This window comes from Ruegeria lacuscaerulensis (assembly GCF_013031245.1).
In the GTDB taxonomy this organism is placed as follows: domain Bacteria; phylum Pseudomonadota; class Alphaproteobacteria; order Rhodobacterales; family Rhodobacteraceae; genus Ruegeria; species Ruegeria lacuscaerulensis_C.
The window spans coordinates 29,222-53,889 of the sequence record NZ_WPZL01000012.1; the positions used below are offsets into that span (position 1 = coordinate 29,222).

The 24,668-nt window shown below is 56.8% G+C and carries 21 protein-coding genes, 1 pseudogene and 1 riboswitch; of the genes and pseudogenes, 16 read left to right on the forward strand and 6 right to left on the reverse strand.

Annotation, left to right across the window (positions count from 1 at the left end; translation table 11 throughout):
• Window positions 1-14: 14 nt before the first annotated feature.
• The 7 genes from speB to GOX66_RS14875 all read left to right on the forward strand — a co-directional run bounded on the left by speB (window position 15) and on the right by GOX66_RS14875 (window position 8,660).
• Window positions 15-980, forward strand: a complete 966-nt coding sequence (speB, locus tag GOX66_RS14845) for an agmatinase (protein ID WP_170763517.1) — start codon at window positions 15-17, stop codon at window positions 978-980.
• A gap of 291 nt (window positions 981-1,271) precedes the next feature.
• The gene (locus GOX66_RS14850; RefSeq protein ID WP_237212621.1) at window positions 1,272-3,329 is read left to right on the forward strand and encodes an adenylate/guanylate cyclase domain-containing protein; all 2,058 of its coding nucleotides are present in this window, start codon (window positions 1,272-1,274) and stop codon (window positions 3,327-3,329) included.
• Between the two features lie 158 nt (window positions 3,330-3,487).
• A complete protein-coding gene (locus GOX66_RS14855; RefSeq protein WP_170763518.1) occupies window positions 3,488-3,841 on the forward strand; it encodes a glycine zipper family protein in 354 nt (117 codons plus the stop codon).
• A 151-nt stretch (window positions 3,842-3,992) separates the two neighbouring features.
• A complete protein-coding gene (locus GOX66_RS14860; protein ID WP_170763519.1) occupies window positions 3,993-5,039 on the forward strand; it encodes a linear amide C-N hydrolase in 1,047 nt (348 codons plus the stop codon).
• Between the two features lie 301 nt (window positions 5,040-5,340).
• Window positions 5,341-5,445, forward strand: a riboswitch (TPP riboswitch).
• A 32-nt stretch (window positions 5,446-5,477) separates the two neighbouring features.
• The gene (gene thiB, locus GOX66_RS14865; protein WP_170763520.1) at window positions 5,478-6,458 is read left to right on the forward strand and encodes a thiamine ABC transporter substrate binding subunit; all 981 of its coding nucleotides are present in this window, start codon (window positions 5,478-5,480) and stop codon (window positions 6,456-6,458) included.
• Window positions 6,434-7,981 (forward strand): thiamine/thiamine pyrophosphate ABC transporter permease ThiP, encoded by a 1,548-nt coding sequence (locus tag GOX66_RS14870; RefSeq protein WP_170763521.1) that lies wholly within the window; start codon window positions 6,434-6,436, stop codon window positions 7,979-7,981. The genes thiB and GOX66_RS14870 overlap by 25 nt, the downstream gene beginning before the upstream one ends.
• Window positions 7,968-8,660 (forward strand): thiamine ABC transporter ATP-binding protein, encoded by a 693-nt coding sequence (locus GOX66_RS14875; RefSeq protein WP_170763522.1) that lies wholly within the window; start codon window positions 7,968-7,970, stop codon window positions 8,658-8,660. The genes GOX66_RS14870 and GOX66_RS14875 overlap by 14 nt, the downstream gene beginning before the upstream one ends.
• Before the next feature lie 70 nt (window positions 8,661-8,730).
• Here the strand turns inward: GOX66_RS14875 and GOX66_RS14880 are convergent, their stop codons facing one another.
• From GOX66_RS14880 to GOX66_RS14900, 5 genes and pseudogenes are all read right to left on the reverse strand, one after another.
• Window positions 8,731-10,215: a SpoVR family protein gene (locus GOX66_RS14880; protein WP_170763523.1), complete on the reverse strand. Its 1,485-nt coding sequence runs from the start codon at window positions 10,213-10,215 to the stop codon at window positions 8,731-8,733.
• Window positions 10,208-11,530, reverse strand: a complete 1,323-nt coding sequence (locus GOX66_RS14885; RefSeq protein ID WP_170763524.1) for a YeaH/YhbH family protein — start codon at window positions 11,528-11,530, stop codon at window positions 10,208-10,210. The genes GOX66_RS14880 and GOX66_RS14885 overlap by 8 nt, the downstream gene beginning before the upstream one ends.
• Window positions 11,531-11,544: 14 nt before the next feature.
• Complete coding sequence (locus GOX66_RS14890) at window positions 11,545-13,479, reverse strand: PrkA family serine protein kinase (RefSeq protein WP_170763525.1); 1,935 nt, start codon at window positions 13,477-13,479, stop codon at window positions 11,545-11,547.
• Between the two features lie 379 nt (window positions 13,480-13,858).
• Window positions 13,859-14,182 (reverse strand): annotated as a pseudogene (locus tag GOX66_RS14895) (FAD-binding protein); the annotation flags it as partial.
• A gap of 290 nt (window positions 14,183-14,472) precedes the next feature.
• Window positions 14,473-15,621 carry an amidohydrolase gene (locus GOX66_RS14900; RefSeq protein ID WP_170763526.1) on the reverse strand — a complete coding sequence of 383 codons (1,149 nt, stop codon included), beginning with the start codon at window positions 15,619-15,621 and terminating at the stop codon, window positions 14,473-14,475.
• Between the two features lie 278 nt (window positions 15,622-15,899).
• On the opposite strand from GOX66_RS14900, the gene GOX66_RS14905 reads away from it, so the two are divergent.
• The 9 genes from GOX66_RS14905 to fahA all read left to right on the forward strand — a co-directional run bounded on the left by GOX66_RS14905 (window position 15,900) and on the right by fahA (window position 24,204).
• A complete protein-coding gene (locus tag GOX66_RS14905) occupies window positions 15,900-16,850 on the forward strand; it encodes an MBL fold metallo-hydrolase (RefSeq protein WP_170763527.1) in 951 nt (316 codons plus the stop codon).
• A gap of 25 nt (window positions 16,851-16,875) precedes the next feature.
• Complete coding sequence (locus GOX66_RS14910) at window positions 16,876-18,510, forward strand: FAD-dependent oxidoreductase (protein ID WP_170763528.1); 1,635 nt, start codon at window positions 16,876-16,878, stop codon at window positions 18,508-18,510.
• Entirely contained in the window at window positions 18,507-18,698 is a 192-nt protein-coding gene (locus GOX66_RS14915) for a DUF2783 domain-containing protein (protein ID WP_170763529.1), read from the forward strand. The genes GOX66_RS14910 and GOX66_RS14915 overlap by 4 nt, the downstream gene beginning before the upstream one ends.
• Window positions 18,699-18,714: 16 nt before the next feature.
• Window positions 18,715-19,749: a TRAP transporter substrate-binding protein gene (locus tag GOX66_RS14920; RefSeq protein ID WP_170763530.1), complete on the forward strand. Its 1,035-nt coding sequence runs from the start codon at window positions 18,715-18,717 to the stop codon at window positions 19,747-19,749.
• Between the two features lie 3 nt (window positions 19,750-19,752).
• Window positions 19,753-20,301, forward strand: coding sequence for a TRAP transporter small permease (locus GOX66_RS14925; RefSeq protein WP_170763531.1), 549 nt, complete (start codon window positions 19,753-19,755; stop codon window positions 20,299-20,301).
• On the forward strand, window positions 20,298-21,614 hold the full coding sequence (locus tag GOX66_RS14930) for a TRAP transporter large permease (RefSeq protein WP_170763532.1): 1,317 nt from the start codon (window positions 20,298-20,300) through the stop codon (window positions 21,612-21,614). The genes GOX66_RS14925 and GOX66_RS14930 overlap by 4 nt, the downstream gene beginning before the upstream one ends.
• Before the next feature lie 64 nt (window positions 21,615-21,678).
• On the forward strand, window positions 21,679-22,224 hold the full coding sequence (locus GOX66_RS14935; RefSeq protein WP_170763533.1) for a VOC family protein: 546 nt from the start codon (window positions 21,679-21,681) through the stop codon (window positions 22,222-22,224).
• An 86-nt stretch (window positions 22,225-22,310) separates the two neighbouring features.
• Window positions 22,311-22,943: a maleylacetoacetate isomerase gene (gene maiA, locus GOX66_RS14940; protein WP_170763534.1), complete on the forward strand. Its 633-nt coding sequence runs from the start codon at window positions 22,311-22,313 to the stop codon at window positions 22,941-22,943.
• Between the two features lie 10 nt (window positions 22,944-22,953).
• On the forward strand, window positions 22,954-24,204 hold the full coding sequence (fahA, locus tag GOX66_RS14945; RefSeq protein ID WP_170763535.1) for a fumarylacetoacetase: 1,251 nt from the start codon (window positions 22,954-22,956) through the stop codon (window positions 24,202-24,204).
• Window positions 24,205-24,240: 36 nt separating this feature from the next.
• Here the strand turns inward: fahA and GOX66_RS14950 are convergent, their stop codons facing one another.
• Window positions 24,241-24,606, reverse strand: a complete 366-nt coding sequence (locus GOX66_RS14950) for a MarR family winged helix-turn-helix transcriptional regulator (protein ID WP_237212622.1) — start codon at window positions 24,604-24,606, stop codon at window positions 24,241-24,243.
• Between the last annotated feature and the right edge of the window lie 62 nt (window positions 24,607-24,668).

The following is a 24,668-nucleotide window of genomic DNA, read 5'->3' on the forward strand; positions in this document are numbered from 1 at the left end:
AAACGGAGACAATAATGTCGGGACATGGATATGAAGCCGGTCGTCTGAATCTGCCTTTCGTCGGCATCTCGACCTTTGGCAAGAAACCCTATGTCGAGGACTGGGACGAGATTGACGCGGATGTCGCAATCCTCGGCGCGCCATTCGATTTCGGCTGCCAATTCCGTTCGGGCGCGCGGTTTGGGCCACGGTCAGTGCGCGAGGCGTCGACCCTGTTCAGCTTTGGTCACGCCGGTGCCTATGATCACGAGGATGACGCCACCTATCTGGGCAGCGATGTGCGTATCGTCGATTTAGGTGATGCCGACATCATTCACACCAAGACCGAGGAAAGCCACGCCAACATCGAATATGGTGTGAAAAAGATTCTGGATGCAGGCGCAATTCCGGTCACCATTGGTGGAGATCATTCGGTCAATATCCCCTGCATCAACGCCTATGCCGAAGATTGTGAAAAGAATGGCCCGATCCATGTCATCCAGATCGACGCGCATCTGGACTTTGTGGATGAGCGCCATGGCGTCACTGTAGGCCACGGCAACCCGATGCGCCGCGCCATCGAGAAAGATTATGTTTCGGGCATGACCCAGCTGGGTATCCGGAATGTCTCTTCGACCGCGAAAGAAGGGTATGACGACGCGCGGGCACGGGGTTCCGACATCCTGTCGGTGCGGCAGGTTCGCAAACTAGGCACCCAAGGTGTTTTGGACCGCATCCCTGAAGGCAGCCGCTACTATGTCACCATCGACATTGATGCGTTCTGCCCCTCAATCGCGCCGGGGACCGGAACGCCCAGTCATGGCGGCTTCCAGTACTATGATGTGCTGGAAATCCTGCAGGGGCTGAGCAAACGTGGCGACGTGGTCGGTATCGACCTGGTCGAAGTTGCACCCGCGTATGACCCGTCGGAAAGCACCCAGATTCTGGCGGCGCAGCTCTTGCTGAACTTCATCGGGTTCATCTTCCACAATAAAAAATAAGTTCCCTCCCGTGGTTTTCTCTACCACCAACACCGCTGCATTCCGGCATGCAATCATCCTATTTTAGTGCCGGAATGCGTTTCTTGCCCAAACGACGTGAAACGTCTTTCGGAAGGCAAATGTGTATTTTCCAGTTGATCTTGGGCCTGTCACACCACGGCACGCCAGTATGGCCGTTGTCAGGTGCCTAACAAATTTGTGAAATCAATAGACTGGCACAAACAGGTTACATTTGGCTCAATGGCCGTCTAGGCTGTTGCTTCCAGCACCTACCGCCGTATTGGAGCTAAAATGCGCGTCAGCGTAGGGATCGTCGTATCAATGCTCGTAGCCCTGTCGATCGGCGTATCGACATTCGTTGTCCATTCGCTGTGGTGGACAACAGCACGAGAGAACAGCCGCATGCTTGCGGCCGAGATCAACAGTCAGATTGCCAACACCGTACGCATCGAGGTTGGGCTGACACTTAGATCTGCCGAGGCCGCATGGGCGGCCGTCAGAACGATTTTCATCCAGAATGTCATTGCGACGCGACAAGCTGACAAACGGGAATTCGTATTTCTCTCTCAATTGCAGGCGCAACCCAATATTTCCTGGATCACCTTTGGCTGGCCGAACGGCAACTTTTTTGCAGCGCACCGTCTGGGCGACAGCGGGCTTGAGATGATAGAAATAGACGAAAACATCCAGGACCGGATGCTGCGCAGGGATCGGTATATTTTCCTTCCCGGCGACATTCAGTTCGAAGAGCGCACATTTACTCCCACGATCTACGACCCACGAGAACAAGCTTGGTACGGGAATTTCATTGAACGAGACACGCCGGATTGGATCGAAGCCCGCGATTTACCCGGCAGCAATAAGACGGTCTACGCCTTTGCCGGACCCATCGACGTAAATCGCAGGCGGCAGGGTGTCTTATCTGTCGTCATCGAAACTGATCGGTTGTCGCGTTTTCTTGGGTCCCTGCGACCTGGCGAGTTTGGTGCCGCCTTTATCCTTGATGCGGAAGGCAAAGTCATCGCGGTACCGGACCCCAACGCTGATGAGGTGACACCCGCCCGGATGGGAGAAGGCGATCTTTATGAGGTCGCAAAAGCATCCGGGGAAAAGCTGCTGGCCAGTTCTTCCGCACGTTCGGCTGGGAACGCGACAACCAGAATTATCAGTGATGGTGTACCTTATGTGGTGGCCCTGACTCCGTTGGGGTTTTACGGCTGGCGGGTTGCCACCGTCATACCGGAATCGGCGTTCCTGTCGGGGATCGACAAAACCCTGACAAACTTGCTTTACGTGCTGATTGGTGTCGTCATTGCCGCCACCGGGTTGGCGATCTGGTTGGTGCGAAGGGTGGTCGCCACACCTTTGTCGCGCATCGTCGAAGACCTGAGCAAAGTCGAACGATTTGATGTTGAAGAGATTGCACGTCGGCCATCTAGGCTCTCGGAACTCGAAAACCTCTCAACGGCGACAGAGAACATGGCCGCGGGCCTTTCTGCCTTTCGCAAATATGTGCCCACGGATCTTGTCCGGATGCTGGTTGCCGAAGGTATCAAAACGCAGCCCGGTGGGGAAATTAAGCAGATTTCCGTTCTGTTTTGCGATGTTTGGGGCTTCACCGGCATGTCCGAGAAGCTTGGGCCGAAAATCGTTCAGATGATGGAGCCTTTTTTCGCTGCGGCGTCGTCCGCGATCGCGCGTCATGATGGCACAATCGACAAATTTATGGGAGACGCCGTCATGGCGTTCTGGGGTGCGCCTCGCCTGGATCCCCGACACGCCGAAAACGCCTGCCGCTCAGCGTTGGATCTGGTCGCTGCCGTGTCAGATCCGGGCATCAGGGACGATACCGGCCAACCTCTGCGAATCCGGATAGGGTTGAACAGTGGCGAGGCGCTGGTCGGCAATATCGGCTCGGAACAACGCTTAAACTACACGGCAATCGGTGACGTGGTAAATGTTGCCAGCCGGCTGGAAGGAGCCAACAAGGAATATGGCACCTCAATCCTGATCGGCCCTGAAACGCGACGCGCTGCGGGCGATACTATCGTTGTTAGGGAGTTGGACACACTCGCGGTTTTCGGCCGAACAGGTGGGCTCATCATCTACGAACTGATTGCGCTGAGCGAAGGCTTCGAAGGGCCACGGGAATGGATCGTTGCCTATGAAGAAGGCCTCAGGCTTTACAGAAACAGACAATTTGACGACGCGATCACAGCTTTCGAGGCCGCCGAGAATGCGCGGGGTGCTGACCCGGCATCGGTTGTCATGAAAAAGCGCGCCGCGGCTTTCCGGGATAGCCCGCCACCTTCGGACTGGAAAGGCGTCGCAGTCGCGGACACGAAGTGAACCGTTCGCCCCGGCATTTCGACTTTTACGCTGCGTCACCTGGTGGGCCCCATATTTTTCGCGACCCCACGGCTTCCTATGTAAGCACTGTCCAACAAACGACCTTTCCAACGCGTGCACGCCCGGATCGTCGCCCTTACATTGAGAGGAATCCGAACATGAAAAAGCTCATGTGTATTGCGCTGCTTGGCCTTGGTGCATGCACTCAATACCCCATGCAGAAGCCGCTGGCCGTTGACGGTACCAGAAACGCAAATTTCCTGTCTGACGAGGCCGAATGCAGAGCATTGGCTGTGAATTACCATTCGGGCAAGAGAGGCATGGAGACCGCCTTCGGTGCGATCGACGGGGCAGTAACCGGCGCCATGATTGGGGATCGCTATGATGCAATGGGCGGAGCCATCGCCGGTGGCGTTCTCGGCTCGGTCAAAGGACAATACGAGGATGATCTGGTCAGGCGGCAAGCCCTGGTGAACTGCATGCTGGGTCGTGGCCATCAGGTCATCGGATAGCGCATCCCGGGCCTGCCGTTGCGCAGAGCGACCGTCGGCTCGATGATTCATGTCAAAACCTGGAACGCGCTGTCGTTGTATCGTTCAGTACGACACACGAAAGGCGGCGGAACAGCCAGATTGCTGGAAACTAGTCTCACGGAGTTTCAAAATGAAAAAACCAATTCGAAATATCGTTGCGGGGGTCGGTGGAATCCTTGCTGTTGGGGCAATGACGGTGTCCGCTGATGCCTGCACCCGGCTTCTCTACAAAACCGGAACCGAAGGGTACCTTACAGCCAGAAGTATGGACTGGTTCGAAGATATCGGGTCCGATTTCTGGGCGTTTCCCAAAGGGATGGAACGAGATGGTGGCTTGGGTGAAGGCTCAATTGAATGGGTTTCCAAATACGGATCGATTACCCTGTCCGGCTATGACATCGGCACCGTCGATGGCATGAACGAAGCCGGGCTCGTGGCGAACCTGCTGTATCTGGCAGAGGCCGACTATGGCGAAATGACCGGCAAGCCGAAACTTTCGGTTGGGGCCTGGGCGCAATATGCGCTGGACAACTATGCCACGGTGGCCGAGGCGGTCGAGGGGTTGTCGGCAAAGCCATTCGACATGGTGGCCCCCAAACTTCCCAACGGTCATGATGCCGGCCTGCACCTGTCGCTGTCCGACAAGAATGGAGACTCGGCGATTTTCGAGTACGTAGACGGTGAACTCATCGTCCATCATGGCGAAGAATACCGCGTCATGACCAACTCGCCGATTTATGACGAACAACTCGCGCTGACGGCCTATTGGGATCAGGTCGGCGGCCTGTCCATGCTGCCAGGAACAAATCGTGCGGCGGATCGGTTTACACGGGCTTCATTCTATCTTGGAAGCGTTCCCGAGTTCGAAGACCCTCGCATGGCGACCGCAGCGGCATTTTCGATCATCCGAAATGTTTCGGTCCCATTAGGTATTACCGACCCCGATGCCCCTAATCTGGCGACAACCGTCTGGCGCTCGGTGGCGGATCATGACAGCGGCAGATTTTATTTCGAGTCCGCAATCAGTCCAAATGTTTACTGGGTCGATATCCACGCGCTGGACCTTGCCGAGGGCAGCCAGCCGCAAAAGCTGGAATTGAAGGATCATCCGATCCTGGCGGGCGATGTTTCCGCACAATTTGTTCCGGCGGAACCATTCAAGTGGCTCGCACCGTAGGATTTGCAATATTGGGATAAGGAAATTCCTGCCCGAACAAAGCACTAGTGACCGGGGCACCAAACATGCCCTGGTCATCTTATTTGCTACCTTCGGTGGCGGTCTGGGGTCTTACTCGGTCAACCAACTGCTAGGCTCATGTGCCATTCCCGGTTGTTTTCACGTGGCTGTGGTGGCTCGGGTTTGGCGTCAAACATCGTCGGTCAGCACGTTTTCATGATCTTCCGGGCGACAAATTCCTGCCTCACGGCCTGAGTGCGCGGAAAATTGGTTGTCTTTTTGTTCGTTCCCCCCTAGTCACGACTTCACCTCGGGGTGCGTGGCTTGCCGCGCTGAGATGCCATTGGCGAACCCGTAGAACCTGAACCGGCTAGAACCGGCGGAGGGAAAGGTAACGGTTTCATCCATCCTTGCCCTCTCGCCGCAATGGAGGATGACATGAAACATCTGATGATTGCTGCGGGATTACTGAGTGCAACATCGGCTATCGCCGACGACAAGCCACAGTTGACCGTTTACACCTATGACAGCTTTGTCTCGGACTGGGGCCCGGGCCCGCAGGTCGAAGAGGCGTTCGAAGCGGTGTGCAACTGCGACCTGAATCTGGTCGGCGTCGAGGACGGCGCCGCCCTTCTATCGCGCATTCGGCTTGAAGGAGAAAGTTCCGACGCTGATGTCGTGCTGGGGCTGGATACCAATCTGATCACGGCAGCCAAGGACACCGGCCTGTTTGCGCCCAGCTCGGTTACTGCTGACTACGCACTGCCGATTGAGTGGGCTGATGACGTCTTTACGCCGTACGACTGGGGCTACTTCGCATTTGTTCATAACGCTGACACCCCGGCACCTGCCAATTTCCGTGAACTGGCAGACGGCGACACCAAGGTCATCATACAAGACCCACGCTCATCCACTCCGGGTCTTGGCCTGCTCTTGTGGGTAAAAGCGGCCTATGGAGAAGAAGCACAAGAAATCTGGGCGGGGCTTGCCGACAATATCGTGACCGTGACCAAAGGCTGGTCCGAGGCTTACGGGCTGTTCCTTGAAGGTGAAGCGGATATGGTTCTCAGCTACACGACCTCTCCGGCCTACCACCTGATCGCTGAGGAGGACGCCAGCAAAGCAGCGGCGGCCTTTGACGAAGGTCACTATATGCAGGTCGAAGTTGCGGCAAAGCTGGCCGGAACCGATCAGCCCGAGCTGGCTGATCAGTTTCTGGAATTCATGGTTTCTGACGCATTCCAGCAGATCATTCCGACGACGAACTGGATGTATCCCGCTGTAACTCCGAGCTCTGGTCTGCCCGAAGGATTCGACACCCTGATCGTACCAGAGAAATCCCTGCTCTTTGGAGCCGACGAAGCCGCCGCCGTGCGGGAACAGGCGCTTTCGGAATGGCTGGGCGCGCTCAGCCAGTAAGCCCAAGGCCGGGTATCGGCGCGGCTGCTCTGGTCGCCGCGCTGATACTGGGCACACTCGCCGCAGTTGCCCTGCGCGCTGAAACAGCAGGCGGGTTCGGTCCAGCCGACTGGGCCGCCCTGCGCTTTACGCTTACGCAGGCCATATTGTCCGCGGTGTTCAGCGCGGGATTAGCAGTTCCGGTTGCGCGGGCGCTTGCACGGCGACGGTTCAGGGGGCGGCGCGCCCTGATTGCGTTACTAGGTGCACCCTTTATCCTTCCGGTCATCGTCGCGATCCTTGGGCTTTTGCAAGTATTCGGCCGCGCGGGATGGATTTCAGACATTCTGGGCTATTTTGGTCTGCCCCCCATTCGCATCTACGGGTTGCATGGGGTCGTTCTGGCCCACGTGTTCTTTAACCTACCCTTGGCAACACGCCTTATCCTGCAGGCGTGGCAGGAAATACCCGCAGAGAGATTTCGACTGGCTGCGCAGCTGGGCTGTAATGGCATTGCAATGTTCCGCTTGATCGAACTGCCCATGTTGAAGCGAATACTGCCGGGCGTCCTGGCCGTGATCTTCGCTATTTGCCTGACAAGCTTTGCAGTTGCCCTGACCTTGGGCGGGGGGCCACGTGCAACAACGATAGAACTGGCGATCTATCAGGCCTTCACCTACGACTTTGACCTCGGCCGCGCCGCATTGCTGTCCGCGCTGCAACTGACCCTGACCGCAGTCGCCGCGCTGGCGGCCCTGAGGTTTTCGCGCGGCGACGGATTTGGGGCGGGTCTGGACCGAGCCCTACGCCGCTGGGACGGCGGGGCGCCCGCAATTGACGCTTTCTGGATCATTGCAGCGGCGACATTCCTGCTTCTACCCCTGGCATCGGTAGTGATTTCGGGTTTTGCGGGGCTCTTTGAAATGCCGGCAATAGTATTTCGCGCCGCTCTGACCTCGGTCATTGTGGCAGCTGCCAGTACCGCGATCCTGCTGATGCTTGCGCTGCCCATGGCAACCGCTGTCGCGACGGGGCGGTACGGGATTGTGGAACTCAGCGGAATTCTGGGACTGGCGGCATCACCTTTGGTCATCGGCACAGGGTTGTTCATTTTAATCCGCCCGCTGGCAAACCCAACGGCGCTGGCGCTGCCTGTGACCGCGTTAGTGAACGCTGTCATGGCCCTGCCCTTTGCGTTGCGCATTCTTGTCCCAGCAGCGCGCGATGTGGTTACACGGAACGGACGTCTTGCGCTGTCATTGGATATGGGTAGGAAAACCTTTTTTATCCGCGTTCTGCTTCCCCGCATGCATCCGCAAATCTGCTTTGCTGCCGGGCTTGGAGCGGCGTTATCTATGGGAGATCTTGGCGTTATCGCTTTGTTCGCGGATCCGCAAATAGCAACCTTGCCACTGCAGATTTATCGCCTGATGGGCGCGTACCAGATGCAAGCCGCCGCAGGCGGTGCGCTGTTGTTGCTGTTGCTATCGATGAGCGTGTTCTGGCTTTTGGATCGCGGAGGGCGCTGGCATGCTGAAGCTTGATGGCTGCGTAATAGAAAACGGTAATTTTGCACTGCGCGCCGATGTCTGTATTGAACCCGGGGCCAGTGTTGCCATCGTCGGACCGTCCGGGGCAGGAAAATCCACCCTGCTTGAAGCAATCGCCGGGTTTCGCGACCTCAAACAGGGGCAAATTCTCTGGAATGGTAAGCGAATTTCCAACCTTCATCCCGGCAAACGCCCGTTAGCGATGCTTTTTCAGGATGGAAACCTTTTCCCACATTTGACGGCCGAGCAGAATGTCGCGTTGGGATTGCGCCCAAACGGGCACCTGTCGGAAGAGGAGCTATCCCAAGTACAAACTGCGCTGGCCCGGGTTGCGCTGCGCGGTCTGGGCAACAGAAAGCCCTCGGAGCTGTCGGGCGGTCAACAAAGCCGCGTTGCATTGGCCAGAGTACTGGTGCAACGACGCGAGCTTTTGCTGTTGGACGAGCCTTTTGCCGCCCTGGGGCCGGCGCTAAAGGCTGAAATGCTTGATCTCGTTGCCGATTTGGTGGCCGAAACGGGGACGACTTTGCTGATGGTCAGTCACGATCCACAGGACGCCCGCCGTATTGCCGATCAGACCGTCCTTGTGGCGGATGAGGTGGTGCTTCCTCCTGCGGCGACCTCGCAACTGTTTGACAATCCGCCTCCCAGTTTGCGGGATTACCTGGGTTAATACCGAGCTAGCGGCCGGAGGATGCATTTACCTGCGCCTTCGATTCCGGAAGTTTTTTCTTTCGACCAATTCAATTGTCGAACTCCACCTCAAAGCCCCAAAGCTTGCGCAAGTGCTTTAAGGTCTCGTCTCGGGTCTTCGCATCCAGCGATATGCCATTGTGTTCGGTGTGATGCAGCTTGAGGCATCGGTTCCCCAATAAATCCACATCGACGATTTGGATGTCAGGATCGAATTCCGCAACGTCGAAGCTCCGCGCCAGCGTGTCGCGCACTTCGTGGTACCCACGTTCGTCGTGAATTGCGTCGACCGTGTAGAACGGCTTCCCGTCGTCATCGGCTAGCGTGAACATGCGGAACTGCCGCATAACGGTGGGGCTGAGAAACTGCTGGACGAAGCTTTCGTCGCGGTAATTGGCCCAGGCATCCTTTAACACGTCGCGCCACACGCGACTGCCTGCGATGTCAGGAAACCACTCGCGGTCCTCGTCCGTCGGATCGGTGCAAACACGCCTGATATCCTGCATCATCGCGAAGCCAAGCGCATAAGGATTGATCCCTCTTGCGTGTGGAGAGTCAAAGCCCGGTTGCGTCAGAACGTTGGTATGATTGTGCAAAATCTCAAGCATGGCACCATCTGTCAGCAGACCTGCATGGTGCAGCGCGTTGGTGATGTAATAGTGAACAAAGCAGGCGCACCCTTCGTTCATCACCTTGGTCTGACGCTGAGGGTAAAAATACTGTGCAATGTTACGCACTATGCGTAGCACTTCGCGTTGCCATGATTCCAGGATTGGGCTGTGACGTTCGACAAAATATAGCAGGTTTTCCTCTGGCAGCCCCATCTCGCGCTTACGCTTGCGCGCCTCTTCATCCGGTTTCGACGACGGCGCAGGGTGATCAAAGGCATCCCATAAGTAATGCACCGCACGCTCTTCCTCGATGCGTCGTTCACGTTGGCGCGCGCGCTCGTCCGCAAGCGACGTGTGAGGTGGTCGGCGATGGCGGAAAACGCTCGACGGCATGAGCGCATGGGCCGCATCCAACACTTGTTCGACATCCTGCGCGCCATGCTGCTCTTCGCACTGGGCAATGAAGCTGCGCGCATAGTCGAGGTAGTCGAGTATTCCCTGCGCATCGCTCCACTGGCGGAACAAGTGATTGTTCTTGAAGAAATGATTGTGCCCAAACGCCGCGTGAGCAATCACCAGCGCCTGAAGGGCCATTGTGTTATCTTCCAGGCAATAACTGATGCAAGGATCGGAGTTGATGACGATCTCATAAGCGAGACCCTGTGCACCCTTGCTGTAAATCTGTTCTTCGCGGACGAACCGCTTGCCGAATGACCAGTGCTGGTACATGAGCGGCATGCCTGTCGAGGAATAGGCATCCAGCATTTGCTGATACGATATGATCTCGATCTGATTGGTGTAGACGTCGAGTTCCAGTTCATCGATGGCAACCCGTTCAATTGCATCATAGCAGCGCTGAACAGCCTCGAAGTCCCATTCCGCACCCTCAAAAAGCGGCGCCTCGGCTGTTGCACGATCAGCCATCGCGAACACCGCTTGACTTGCGCGCGAAAAGCTCGCGCAGAACAGGGTAGATGTCGGCGCGCCCCGAAATCCGCTTCATCGCGAAGTTTGGCCATGCTTCAGCCACATGCCGATAAGCGCGCCACAACTCCATGCCGTTGTCCTCGCTGTTCATCAGGTTGGCTTCTTTCTCGTCAACGATCTCGGTATAGGCGAAATACTGGCAGCGCTTCATCAGGTCGTCGGTCAAAAGCTCGGCACACAGGCTTGAATCCCCGCTGAAATTCTCGCCGTCCGAAGCTTGGGCGGCATAGATGTTCCAAAGCGAAGGTGGATAGCGTGCCTCAACAATCTTCTTCATCTCTTTGAGCGCGCTGCTAACAACCGTTCCGCCTGTCTGGCGCGAGTGAAAAAAGGTCTCTTCATCGACCTCTTTCGCGACCTGTGTGTGACGGATGAAAACAAGCTCGATCTTGTCATAGCGTTGTTTCAGGAAAAGATGCAGGAGCACGAAGAACTGTTTGGCAAGATCTTTTTCTCGCACGCCCATCGAGGCTGAGACGTCCATCAGACAGAACATCACCGCATTGGCGGCGGGCTCGGGACGCATCTCGAAAAACTTGTACCTCACATCCAGCGGGTCGATATACGGAATGTGCAGGCGACGGCGCAGGACTTTGTCGAGCTCAGCGCGCAGCGTACGCAACTCTGCCTTCTGAGCTGCATTGGGCTTTTTTAAATCTTTGAGCTCTTCCACCTTTTGTTCGAGCTTTTGGATTTCGGCAGGTGATGGCCGCCGCATCGCAAGCCGGCGGCCGAAAGCGTTACGCATCGTGCGCGAAACACTGAGATTTGCGGGTGTGCCAGAGGCGGTGTAACCCATGCGCTGCGGCTTGGTGACCGTAATCTCCTTCAGGCTGCGTTTGATCATATCAGGCAGTTCGAGATCTTCGAAAAACAGGGTGAGAAACTCGTCCCGTGACAGAACGAACAGAAACTCATCCTCTCCTTCCCCGTCGGCTGCCCCCTCCTTACCGGCCTGACCACTCTGGCCGGACGGCGGTTTCTTGATCTGGTCGCCCACGCGGAATTTCTTGTTGCCAGTCAAGACATTGCGTCTGTAGCCGCCTTGAGAGGCGTGCTGGAAATGCGGCTCTCCAATCCCGTCTGCCGGCACGGATATGTTTTCCTGCTGGTCGACATCGGCAATTTTTCGGCGGCGAACGCTTTCATCCACCGCCTTTTTTACAGCGTTGCGGACACGGCGTATAAACCGCCTGCGATTTCCGAGACTTTTGTCTTTAGGGTTCAGCCTTCGGTCGATGAAATGGGCCATCTGTGATGGACTCCTCACCCTGCCTTGTTGACCCGCATGTACCACTCTACGAGGCGCCTGACCTGTCGGCGCGTGTACCCACGTTCAATCATCCGATCGATAAACTCGTTGTGCTTGGCTTCGGTTTCCTTGTCACGTTTGGCACCGAAACTGATAACAGGCAGGAGGTCCTGGATTTGGCCGAACATGCGCTTTTCGATAACCCTTCTCAGTTTTTCGTATTTGCGCCAATCGGGGTTGTGGCCCTGATTGTTGGCCCTTGCGCGGAGCACAAACTTGACGACCTCGTTTCTAAAGTCCTTGGGGTTGGAAATCCCGGCTGGTTTCTCGATCTTTTCCAGTTCCTGTTCTAGAACGCTGCGGTTAAGGATCTGGCCGGTATCAGGGTCCTTGAAATCCTGATCCTCGATCCAGGCGTCCGCGAAGGCGATGTATCGATCGAAAAGGTTCTGGCCGTAGTCAGAATATGATTCAAGATAGGCCTTCTGAATCTCGTTGCCGATGAACTCCGCGTAACGTGATGCCAGATCATCCTTCATGAACGACAGATATCTGCTTTCGACATCTTCGGGGAACTGCTCGCGCTTTACCGACTGTTCCAGAACATAAAGCAGATGCACCGGATCGGCGCCGACCTCATCAGTGTCGTGATTGAAGGTTTCCGACAGTACTTTAAAGGCGAAGCGGGTCGAGGTGCCCGTCATCCCTTCATCCACACCGGCCGCATCACGGTATTCCTGAACCGACCGGGCCTTAGGATCAGTATCCTTCAGCGTCTCGCCATCATAGACACGAAGCTTGGAGTAGATGGGCGAGTTTTCATGTTCCTTTAATCGCGTCAGCACGCTGAACTGCCCCAGAAGGGAAAGAGTTTCCGGTGCGCACGGGGATTCGCCCAAACTGCTTTCCTCCAGCAGCTTCTCGTAGATACGGATTTCATCCGACGCCCGCAGGCAGTACGGCACCTTGACAAGGCTGATCCGGTCCAGAAATGCCTCGTTGTTCTTGTTGTTCTTGAATTGCTGCCATTCCGCTTCGTTGGAATGAGCCACAATCACACCCTGGAAGGGGAACGCACCGATATTCTCAGTGCCGGCATAGGAACCTTCCTGCGTCGCCGTCAACAAGGGGTGCAATACCTTGATTGGCGCCTTGAACATCTCAACAAATTCCATCAACCCCTGCGTTGTGCGGTTCAGGGCGCCGGAATAGGCATAGGCGTCGGGATCGTTCTGGCTGAATTCTTCCAGCTTACGGATGTCCAGCTTACCGACCAGCGAGGAAATATCCTGATTGTTCTCGTCACCAGGTTCGGTTTTGGCGACGCAAATCTGACGGAGTTTCGAAGGATATAGCTTGACGACCGAGAATTTGGAGATGTCGCCGTCAAACTCCTCGAGCCGCTTAACAGCCCATGGTGAGATCAATCCGTTCAGCAGACGTTTGGGGATATTGTACTTCTTCTCAAGCAGGTCACCCATCTGTACCCGGTCAAACAGTCCCAGCGGCGATTCAAAGATCGGACTGATCTCGTCTCCGGCCTTCAACACATAGATCGGTTGTTGCTCCATCAGGTTTTTGAGGATTTCAGCAAGCGTCGACTTGCCGCCGCCGACAGGACCCAAGAGGTAGAGAATCTGCTTTCGCTCTTCGAGCCCCTGGCTCGCGTGGCGGAAGAAGCCAACGATACGTTCAATGGTTTCCTCGACACCGTATATGTCTTGGAAGGGCTTATAACGCTTGATTGTTCTGTTGAGAAATATGCGACTTAACCGCGAGTCCTGACTGGTGTCGACAAGTTCTGGTTCGCCAATTGCAGCAACCATCCTCTCGGCGGCCGTGGCCCTCATCGTGGGGTCTTCGCGACACCCCAGCAGATAATCTTGTAACGTCATTTCGATGAGCTTGGTACGCCCATACTCTTCTGCAAACTGCTCGAAAATCTCCATTTCTAGATTCCTCTTGTTTCAGATACTCCTTCGATCCGGATCTGCCGCTTACTTATAGTGTACCACAAATTTGGTGCGTAATTGCTTCTTTTCCAATCACAATTTGTTTCCCGTTCCTTCATGGGGGTCCAATCTACTATGAGGAGCGGGCAACTAGGCGACGAAATATTGATCAGAATGCGGCCTTAAGATGAAGGCTTGACCCGGGCTCAAGATTGCAGATGCCAGTTCAACAACCGATGGCGGAGCACATGATTGGCCCTGCGGCGCACACGGCGATTGCGGATGCGCTTTTTCCTGCCATTCGTAATCTGACCTGAAAAAGGCCCGCCGGATGGCGGGCCTTTTCAATTTACGTCGAAAAATCCTGATCTTACGATCAGCCCAGTTTCTCGGTCAGTTCCGGCACTGCGTTGAACAAGTCCGCAACCAGACCGAAATCCGCAACCTGGAAGATCGGCGCTTCTTCGTGTTTGTTGATCGCCACGATGACTTTCGAGTCCTTCATGCCCGCGAGGTGCTGGATCGCACCCGAGATGCCGACGGCGACGTACAGGTCCGGGGCGACGACCTTACCGGTCTGGCCCACCTGCCAGTCGATCGGCTCATAGCCCGAGTCGACGGCGGCGCGCGAGGCACCAACAGCCGCGCCCAGCTTGTCGGCCTGACCTTCGATCAGTTTGAAGTCCTCTTCTGAGCGGATACAAACGCACCGGGCTCGATCGCCTAGGCGACCTATGCGCGTGAACTGGATGGGCCGGATATCGGCGATGCTCTGCCGTTCGACCGGGAAATCACTGAGCTGGCAGCCGATTAAGCGCGGCGAACCAGATGTTCCCAGACTTCGGTCAGTCTCGAGGTCTGCGCTCCATCTTTCATCCCGCCAATCCAGAGGGCATGGCCAACAATTAACGGTGGAAATTGACCATGTCGTATAAGAACCAGCTCACTCTTTTTACGGAAACCGAGAAGTGGTACCGCTGCGAAAAATTCCTAACCTTCATCCGGCAATGGCAACCTGTCCCGCACCAGTTTGGCCCAAAAATCGGCACCGATCGGAATTAGCGCATCGTTGAAGTCATAGTCGTTTGCGTGCAGTGGCTGGCCATGCGGACCCGTCTCGCCATTTCCCAGCAGAATGAAGCACCCCGGTACTGCCGCGCTGAAATGAGCGAAGTCCTCTGAAAAACTCATGGGAGTTCTATCGGGGATCGTATCGAGCCCGGCTTCCTGCGCCACACGGATGGCGGCCTCGGTCGGAACGGGCGCGTTGATTGTCTCGATGAACTCAGTCTTAAAGTCCACTTCGACACTCACGCCATGAGCGGACGCAATGCCACGAGCGATTTGACGCATGAACACTTCGATCTTATCCCGATCCTCTGGGCTGCGTGCCCGCGCGTCGCCTTTGAGCGTCGCCGTTCCGGGCAACACATTGCGCTGCCCATCCGTCAGAAACTCGGTCACAGAGACAACGGCCCCCGCACCAGGGGCGAGCTTCCGCGCAACAATCGTTTGAAGTGCCAGTACCATTTCCGATCCGATCGTGATGGCATCTCGGCCTGCCTGAGGCATCGAGGCATGCCCGCCCTGTCCCTTGATCGTGATTTCAAACAGGCTTTCAGAGGAACAGATCAGCCCCGTCCGCGTGGATATCTGCCCCACGGGTGCGCCGGGTAGATTATGAATGGCGTAGACTTCTTCGATTGGAAAGCGCTCCAGCACCTTCTCATCCAGCATCGCCTTTGCGCCCAGGCCAAGCTCTTCATTTGGCTGGAACAGAAACACCACTGTACCGCTGAAGTCGGGATCAGCGGCCAGAGTCTTTGCCGCGCCCAAAAGCATGGTCATATGCCCGTCATGGCCACAGGCATGCATCACGCCGGGGTTTTGCGATATGTAATCATGTTCGCTGGCTTCATGAATTGGCAGCGCATCCATATCGGCGCGCAGCCCTATTGCGCGGTTGCCTTGCCCTGCCCTGAGGACGCCGACCACCCCTACGCCCTCATGCACTTCGAGCCCGTACTCTCGCAGCAAACCGGCGACTTTCGCTTTGGTTTTCATCTCTTGGAAACCCAACTCGGGCGCATGGTGGAAATCCTGCCTAATTCGACTTAACTCGACTAAGTCCAAATCCATCAAAGCCTCCTTGCCCTGGTACCAGGCGTAATTTGGTCTGCACCATTTCGATGCCTCAAGCTGATTGGTAGGGTACGATTTCCCCTGGGTCCACAAGAACGATTGTCGAGATGCCCTACTGGCACTGGGCCCAAAGAAGTCGGTTCGATTTGGTGGTGGGACAATTTCTTTTCGATTGTTGCAAATGAAACGGTATTGACATTAGTTTCATATGTAACGATAGTCGTTGCAATTGTAACGACATGAGTCGCGCCGATAGCAGACTTCGGGAGAACACAATGGCCAAGGCATTCGCATCTCAGGGGGATTTGGGTGAGAAAACAATAAGCTTCACCGAAGTGGGTGAAGGACTTTGGGCTTTCACTGCTGAAGGAGATCCCAATTCAGGCGTGATCATCGGCGATGACTGCGTAATGATCGTCGAAGCGCAGGCAACGCCGCGGCTGGCCGGCAAGGTGATCGAGAAGGTCCGCGAAGTGACTGACAAACCGATCACACACCTTGCGTTGACCCACTATCACGCAGTTCGTGTTCTTGGCGCTTCGGCTTATGGCGCGGATCAAATTCTCATGTCCGAAACAACCCGGGCGCAGGTTGTTGAGCGTGGTCAGGAAGATTGGGACAGCGAGTTCCAGCGCTTCCCGCGTCTCTTCGAAGGGCATGAAAGTATTCCCGGCCTGACTTGGCCCACTACGACCTTCAAAGACCGCATGAGCGTCTATCTCGGTAACCGACGGGTCGATCTGATGCATCTAGGCCGCGCCCATACGGCTGGCGATATCGTCATTCACGTGCCCGACCAGAACGTCATGTTTACCGGCGACATCGTTGAATATCACTCGGCTTGCTATTGCGGCGATGGTCACTTCAACGATTGGGGCGGTACGCTCAACAACATCGCCGCTTTCGATGTTGATGCCATTGCGCCTGGACGCGGTGATGCGCTGGTCGGCAAAAACATGGTCGAGGCGGCAATCGAGTCCACCCGTGATTTTGTCGAGAGTACGTATCGCCCGGCGGCGAAGGTAGCGGCTAGCGGCGGCTCTCTGAAAGAAGCCTGGGACGCTGTGCGGGCTGCCTGCGACCCGAAATTCGCGGATTACGCGATCTACGAACACTGCCTGCCGTTCAATGTAGCGCGCGCCTATGACGAGGCCCGCGGTATCGACACGCCACGTATCTGGACGGCTCAGCGGGATCTGGAAATGTGGGAACAATTGCAGGGCTGAACGCCTGAAGGGAGGGGATTATCCAATGTTTGATGACCGTTACACGCTCGCCTACAAGAGCTATCCATACGAGAAATCGCCCGATCAGGATCTTGACGCGCCGGTGCGTCACCCGGTCGTGGTCATGGGCGGCGGGCCGATCGGAGTAGCCACGGCGCTGGACCTTGGTCGCCAGGGTATTCCGGTGGTTGTGCTTGACGACCATGAAGGCATCGGCATGGGCAGCAGGGCGATCTGTTTTGCAAAACGCTGCCTGGAAGTGGCTGACCGTTATGGCTGCGGCGAGCCGATGCTCGACAAGGGTGTTGTGTGGAACCTCGGCAAGGTATTCCATCGCGACGACAAGGTGTTCGAGTTCAACCTGTTGCCGGAAAACGGACACAAATATCCCGCCTTCATCAATCTCCAGCAGCCATATTTCGAGCAATACATGATCGATCGCCTGCGCGAATTGCAGGACGAGGGCGCTCCGATTCAATTGCGCGGCAAGAACCGGGTGGACACGGTCGAAGTGCGCGACGATCACGTCGTTCTGACTGTGATGACGCCGGACGGACCTTACACGCTCGAAGCCGACTGGCTGATCGGTTGTGACGGGGCCAATTCGCCGCTGCGCCGGATGCTCGGCCTCGATTTCAGCGGCCGGGTTTTCCAGGACAGCTTCCTGATCGCCGATATCAAATTGAAGGGCGATCTGAATTTCCCCACTGAACGCTGGTTCTGGTTCGAGCCGACACACGGCTCGGGCGCCTCGGCCCTTTTGCACAAGCAACCCGACGATGTCTGGCGGATAGATTTCCAGATTGGCTGGGATGTGGACCGCGAAGAAGAATTGAAAGAGGAAAACATCCGTCGCCGGTTGGATGCGATGCTGGGCGACGTGGACTATGAGATGGTCTGGTCCTCGATCTATACATTCCAGTGCAAGCGGATGGACAGCTTCCGCTCCGGTCGGGTGTTTTTTGCCGGTGATGCGGCGCACCAGGTGTCCCCCTTTGGGGCGCGCGGCGCCAATTCCGGGATGCAGGATGTGGACAATCTGGGCTGGAAACTGGGGCTGGTGCTTCAGGGTAAAGCCCCGGAAAGCCTCCTCGACACCTACGATGTCGAACGCATCCATGGCGCGGATGAGAATATCCTGAACTCCACACGCTCCACCGATTTCATCACACCCAAATCAGAGATCAGCCGTATCTTTCGCGATGCGGTGCTCAGCCTGAGCGGAACGTATGATTTCGCAAGGCCGATGGTGAATTCGGGCAGGCTGTCGGTGCCGTGTGTGTACGATGGCTCAGGGCTCAATTCGGCCGATGCATTGGCGGGAGGCCCCGAGAGAACAAGACCCGGCGCCCCCTGCCCCGATGCGCCGCTGGGCGAAGACTTCCTGCTGTCGAAACTCGGTGATGAGTTCATCCTCCTGACAATCGACACGGAAGCGCCCGAAGTTCTGGAAGAGGACGGGATCACTGTGCGCAGGCTGGCGCTTTCGACCCGCGACGACCCGACCGGTCAACTCAGGAAACGCTATCTCGGCGACGCAAGTTCGGCGGTCTACCTTATTCGCCCGGATCAGCATGTTGCGGCCCGCCGGGCGGAATTCAACGAACCCTTGATGCGCACGGCCTTGCGCCGCGCTACCGGCAAGGAGGTATGCCAATGAGTGACCTGATCCTGACCCCGAATATCGACGGTACCGACGATTTCTATGCCGATCTGCTGGCCACCCATGAAGGTCGAAACAAGGCCGAGAGCGATGCCATCAACGCGCGGCTGATCCTGATCCTGGCCAACCATATCGGCGACCGCGACGTCCTGAGCCAGGCGCTCAGGGCCGCAGACATCACGTAATCCCTGGGAGGATACCATGAAACTCAAACTGAAGGGCAACGCCCTGCTGCTTGCTGGCATTGCGACTGCTGCCATGTCCATTGCCTCGACCGCCGTGGCCGAAACCAAGCTGGCTCTTTCAAGCTGGCTGCCGCCGCGCCACCCGATCGTGGTCGGGGCAATCAAGCCCTGGGCCAAGCAGGTGGAGGAAGTTACCGATGGCCGCGTGACCGTGCGTGTGCTGGCAAAACCGATGGGCCCGCCCCCCGCGCATTACGACATGGCCGCCGACGGAATTGCCGACATCACTTACGGCCTGCACTCATTTACCACTGATGACCGGTTCACCCGCTCGCGGATTGGCCAGTTCTCTTTCATCGGTGACGACGCCGTCGCTGGTTCCAAGGCATTCTGGAACGTTTATTCCGGCCCGTTGGAGGCACAGAAGGAGCATGAGGGCACCAAGCTTCTGGGACTTTTCGTACACGGCCCCGGAATGCTGCACAACAATGTCCGCAAGATCGAGACGACGGATGATTTCGCCGGTCTGAAGATTCGAGTTCCCGGCGGCTATATCTCGGACCTGATGTCTGGCCTCGGCTCTACGACGCTCTTCATGTCTTCGGGTGAGGTCTATGAGAAGCTTTCGCGCGGCGTGATCGACGGTGTGACCTTCCCCTTTGACGCCCTTGCCGCCTTCAAGCTGACCGGAGACGTCAAGTACACAATGAAAGTGCCCGGCGGTATCTACAACACCACCTGGTTCATGGTCATGAACGAGGCGAAATGGAACGAGATCTCTGAAGAGGATCAGGCCGCCATCGAGGCGATTTCCGGTGAAGCCTTTGCCGCATTGGTGGGCGAAGCCTGGATCGGTGCCGACGAGAAAGGCAACGCAGCGGCAGAAAAAGCCGGAATCGAAATCTACGAAGCGCCTGCCGAAGTGGTTGATGCGATCAAGTCCCAGGCAACAGACGCTGAGACGGCGTGGTCCGAAGCAATCTCGGCGGACGGCTATGACGGCGTGTCCGCTCTGGTAGAACTGCGCAAGCAGGCTGGCGTGGACTTCTGATCCATGGAGCGGCTTCGCCATCGGTTCCCCGACCAGCCCCCTGAAGAGGGGCTGGATATCGGGCTGCTGCTCGACAGATCGCTGGGTGTCGGAGCCGCACTGATCCTGTTCGCCCTCGTCCTCATCACCTGTGTGGACGTGGTCGGACGCTATTTGTTCAATGCGCCGCTCTCTGGCGCGTTCGAACTCACTGAAATTCTGCTGGCTGCCCTTGTATTCCTGGCCCTGCCACTTACGACGGAACGCCGCGAACACGTCGAGGTCGATCTGCTGAATCTGGCGCTTGGACGGAAAACACAACGCCTTCTGGCCGCGTTCGCAGGTCTGTTCTCTGCGGCCCTTCTGGCCACTTTCGCCTGGCGGCTGTTCACCCATGCGGCCAAGTCAGCCCATGACGGCGCAGTGACCAACGCACTGGAAATTCCGCTGGCACCCTTTGGCTACCTGGCCGGTGCCTCCTGCATGGTTTCAGCCTTCATCGCCTTCCTGCGCGGATTGCAACCACCCGTCGAGCACGAGACTGACAAAGATCATTTGGAGAGCGCGCCATGATGGAATCTCTGATCGGCTTCGCAATCCTGTTGGGTCTCATCCTGCTGCGCGTGCCCATAGCATTTGCAATGGCGGCAGTTGGCGGTTTCGGCTTTGCCGTCATGCGCGGCTGGGAACCAGCCTGGGCAATGACGGGTCAGGTCGCTTTTGATACTGCGCTGTCCTACAGCCTCTCAGTCATTCCCCTGTTCATCTTCATGGGCAATGTATTGGCTGGCTCTGGCGTGGCGCACGGACTGTTCGCTGGCGCTGATCGGCTGTTCGGCAGACTGCGCGGTGGACTTGCCATGGCCTCGGTCTTTTCCTGTGGCGGCTTCTCTGCGGTCTGCGGCTCGTCGCTGGCCACGGCGGCCACGATGTCAAAGGTGGCTATGCCTTCGATGCGCCGCTTTGGCTATGACGACCGGCTGGCAACAGGCTCGATTGCCGCTGGCGGAACGCTGGGCATCCTGATCCCTCCTTCAGTGATCCTGATCATCTATGGTCTGCTGACCGAGACCAATATTGCCAAGCTTTTCATCGCGGGGATCGTGCCGGGCATTATCGGCGTGCTGCTTTATCTCGGCGCGGTCATGGTTGCGGTACGGTTGAATCCCGCTCTGGCGCCCGAGGAAGAGAACACCGAACCGATGAGCCGGGCCGATGTGGTGGGCGTCTTCTGTGTGTTGGGTCTGTTCCTCTTCATCATGGTCGGCATCTATGGCGGCTTCTTCACACCAACCGAGGCAGCCGGAATGGGCGCGGGCGCGGCTGTGCTGATTGCCCTGGCGCTCCGGACGATGACATGGCGAAGCTTTTACGCTGCCACCTTGGATTCCATCCGGGCCACGGCGATGATCTTTGCTGTCATCATAGGCGCTGAACTTTTCACCAACTTCATCAATTACGCAGGGTTGCCGGATGCGCTGTCAGGCTTTGTCATCGACAACGAGTTGCCGGTCTGGGCCGTCATCCTGTTCATCATTGTGACTTACATGGTGCTCGGCTGCGTGCTGGAAAGCCTGTCGATGATTCTGCTGACGGTGCCGGTCTTCTACCCGCTGATGTTCGAACTGGAGTTTGCCAATGAATTGCTGCTCGACCCTGAGAACGCGCTGATCTGGTTTGCCATCGTCGTCGTTGTGGCCACCGAAATCAGTCTGATCACCCCGCCTGTGGGCATGAATGTCTTTGTGCTGAAGGGCGTGCTGCAGGACGTTTCCCTCGGTACGATCTTCCGCGGTGTGCTGCCCTTCTGGATCGCAGACGTTTTGCGGCTGACCCTTCTAATTCTTGTTCCCGCCCTGTCGCTCTGGCTGGTGGGACTGATGTGAACGGCCGGGGCGGGCCTTCGTCGCCTCGGCCTTAATAAACTGCACCCTCGGAAAGGAGAAACCGATGAAAATCGAGAAGATCCATCACGTCGCTTACCGCTGCAAGGACGCAAAAGAGACGGTCGAATGGTATGGTAAAATGCTGAATATGGACTTCATCCTGGCCATTGCCGAGGATCATGTCCCCTCGACGCATGAGCCAGACCCCTATATGCATCTGTTTTTGGACGCCGGGAATGGCAATGTGCTCGCCTTCTTCGAGCTGCCCACGAAGCCGGAAATGGGTCGGGACCCCAATACCCCGATCTGGGTGCAGCACATCGCCTTCAAGGTGAAGGACCGTGAAACGCTGCTTCAGTTCAAAGACCATCTGGAAGCTAATGGCGTGGACGTGCTTGGCGTGACCGACCATTCGATTTTCCATTCCATCTATTTCTTCGACCCTTCTGGCCATCGTATAGAACTGGCGTGCCCGGATCCGGAAGAAGAAGCGATGCTGGAGCGTATGGACGAAGTAAAATGGCTTATGCTGGATGAGTGGTCGAAGACCAAAAAGGCTCCGAAACATGCTGATTGGCTGCATGCCAAGGAACTCAACAAGAACGGCTGATGAGTTTTCCCGCACCGGATGGTATTCCGGTGTGGGGGCCGTCCATCAAACGGTCATGATGCGGTTGTTCGGAAATCTAAAGAAATATGAAACTATACGGCTATTGGCGCTCGACGACCTCCTATCGGGTCCGGATCGCTCTGAATCTCAAAGGTGTTTCCTACGAAACGGTTCCAGTCAATCTGGTTACCGGCGAGCAGCGTGCGCCTGACTACGTTGCGCTGAATCCCGGCAAGGGCGTCCCGGCTTTAGTCCTGGATGATGGAAGCGTGCTCACTCAATCGCTTGCAATCATCGACTATCTTGATGTCACTATTCCCGAACCTGCCTTACTGCCGGATCACCCGTTGAAGCGCGCTCGTGTACAGGCCGCCGCCCAAACCATCGCGTTGGACATTCACCCGATTAACAATCTTAAGGTCGCCACTCATCTGAAGTCCCGCTACGGCCTTACGGCCGAGGACGGGATCGAGTGGTTCCGGCATTGGATGACAGAAGGGTTCCACGCCTACCAAGCGCTTTTGCCAGATGGTGCCGCATTCAGCTTTGGCGACAGGCCGGACCTAGCCGATATCTGCCTGGTCGCACAGCTCTATAATGCTCATCGCTGGGGCGTCGACATGACCCCATTCGCCCGGCTTCTTGAGATTGAAGAGCGCGCATTAACCCTGCCAGCCTTCGATGCCGCCCGCCCTGAAAACCAGCCCGACGCCTCCTGAAGGAATCGCCATGACTGATCTTATCCGCTCCTGGATCGACAGCGCCAACTCGGCCGAGACCGAATTTCCTCTCAACAATCTGCCCTATGGCGTGTTCCGCAATGCGGATGGTGGGCTTCGCTGTGGCGTAGCAATCGGGGACATGATCCTCAATGTGTCGCGGATGGAGGAAGACGGCAAACTGGACTTGCCGAAACCGTCAATCTTCGCCGCCGGGGTTTGGAACGATTTCATGGATCTGGGTCCAAACGTTTGGGCTGACTTCCGAGAGCTTCTGATTAAGGCGCTGGCTGAGGGTTCCCCCCGCCAGAAAGAGCTGGAATTCTATCTTGTTCCAATGAGCTCGGTTGAGATGGCTATGCCCTTCCGCGTCTCCGAATACACGGATTTCTACGCCGGCCGCCACCACGCCTTCAACGTCGGAACAATGTTTCGCGGCGCGGAAAACGCCCTGCCGCCGAACTGGCTGCACATTCCCATTGGTTACAATGGCCGCGCATCTTCGGTCGTAGTGAGCGGTACCGACGTCCGCCGTCCCTGGGGCCAGCTCAAAGGCCCCGAGATGGATGCGCCGGTTTTCGCGCCGTCCAAACGGTTTGATCTGGAACTGGAGATGGGTGCCATTGTCGGTCAGCATTCCGACGGCCCGATCAGTGTGCAGGAAGCTGACGACATGATCTTCGGCTATGTGCTTCTGAACGACTGGTCGGCACGCGACATCCAGGCATGGGAATATCAACCTCTCGGCCCCTTTCAGGCCAAGGCAACCGCCACGACGATCAGCCCCTGGATTGTCACCAAGGCCGCATTGGAGCCGTTCCGTACCGCAACCCCCGAGCGTGAAAAGGAATTGCTGCCATACCTGCAAGAGCCTGGCCCGATGCTGTACGATATAGACCTCGAAGTAGGATTGGCGCCCAACGACAAGGCAGAGACGACCATCTCACGTACTAACTACAACGAGATGTATTACTCCGCAGCCCAGCAACTGACGCATCATGCAAGCAGCGGCTGCCCGATGCGCGTGGGCGACCTGCTTGGTTCCGGCACAATCTCGGGGCCGGAAAAGGGCAATCGCGGCAGTCTTCTGGAATTGAGTTGGGGTGGGAAGGAACCGCTGACGCTTGAGACTGGGGAGACCCGCAGTTTCCTTGAAGACGGCGACCGACTTACGTTGCGTGGCCACGCCCGCGGAGCGGGATTCCGCGTGGGTTTCGGTGCATGCACAGGAAAACTGCTGCCCGCGCTTGAAAGAAACTGAGTTGCGCCGAACCGACGTGAGCAGGATCGGGTATCTCTAGGTCTCCGTTGCTGCCTTGAGCAATGCCGTCACGCCCCGGTCCAGCGCCGCGCGGTCTTCGGCGGACATGGAATTCAGCATTCCCTGCGCACGTGCTTCGACCTGCGGCAGTAGCGTTTCGAATTGCCGATGGCCCTCTGGCGTACAATGATAAACCCTGATCCGGCGATCCTCTTCCGAGATTGCACGCGTTATCAGGCCTTTATCATCAAGTTTCTGCGCGGCCCGACTGACCTGAACCTTATCCAGCGTCGTGCGTTGGGTCAGTTCAAGTGATGTCAGACACTTGGCGTTTGCCAGAAGAAAAAGCAGTCGCCACTCCTCGCGGGATAACCCAAACTCGCGCTGATATACCTCTGTCAATTTTCGTGAGAACGCCTCGGACGCGACGGCGAGACGGTAGGGAAAGAAAGAATCTAGTTGCA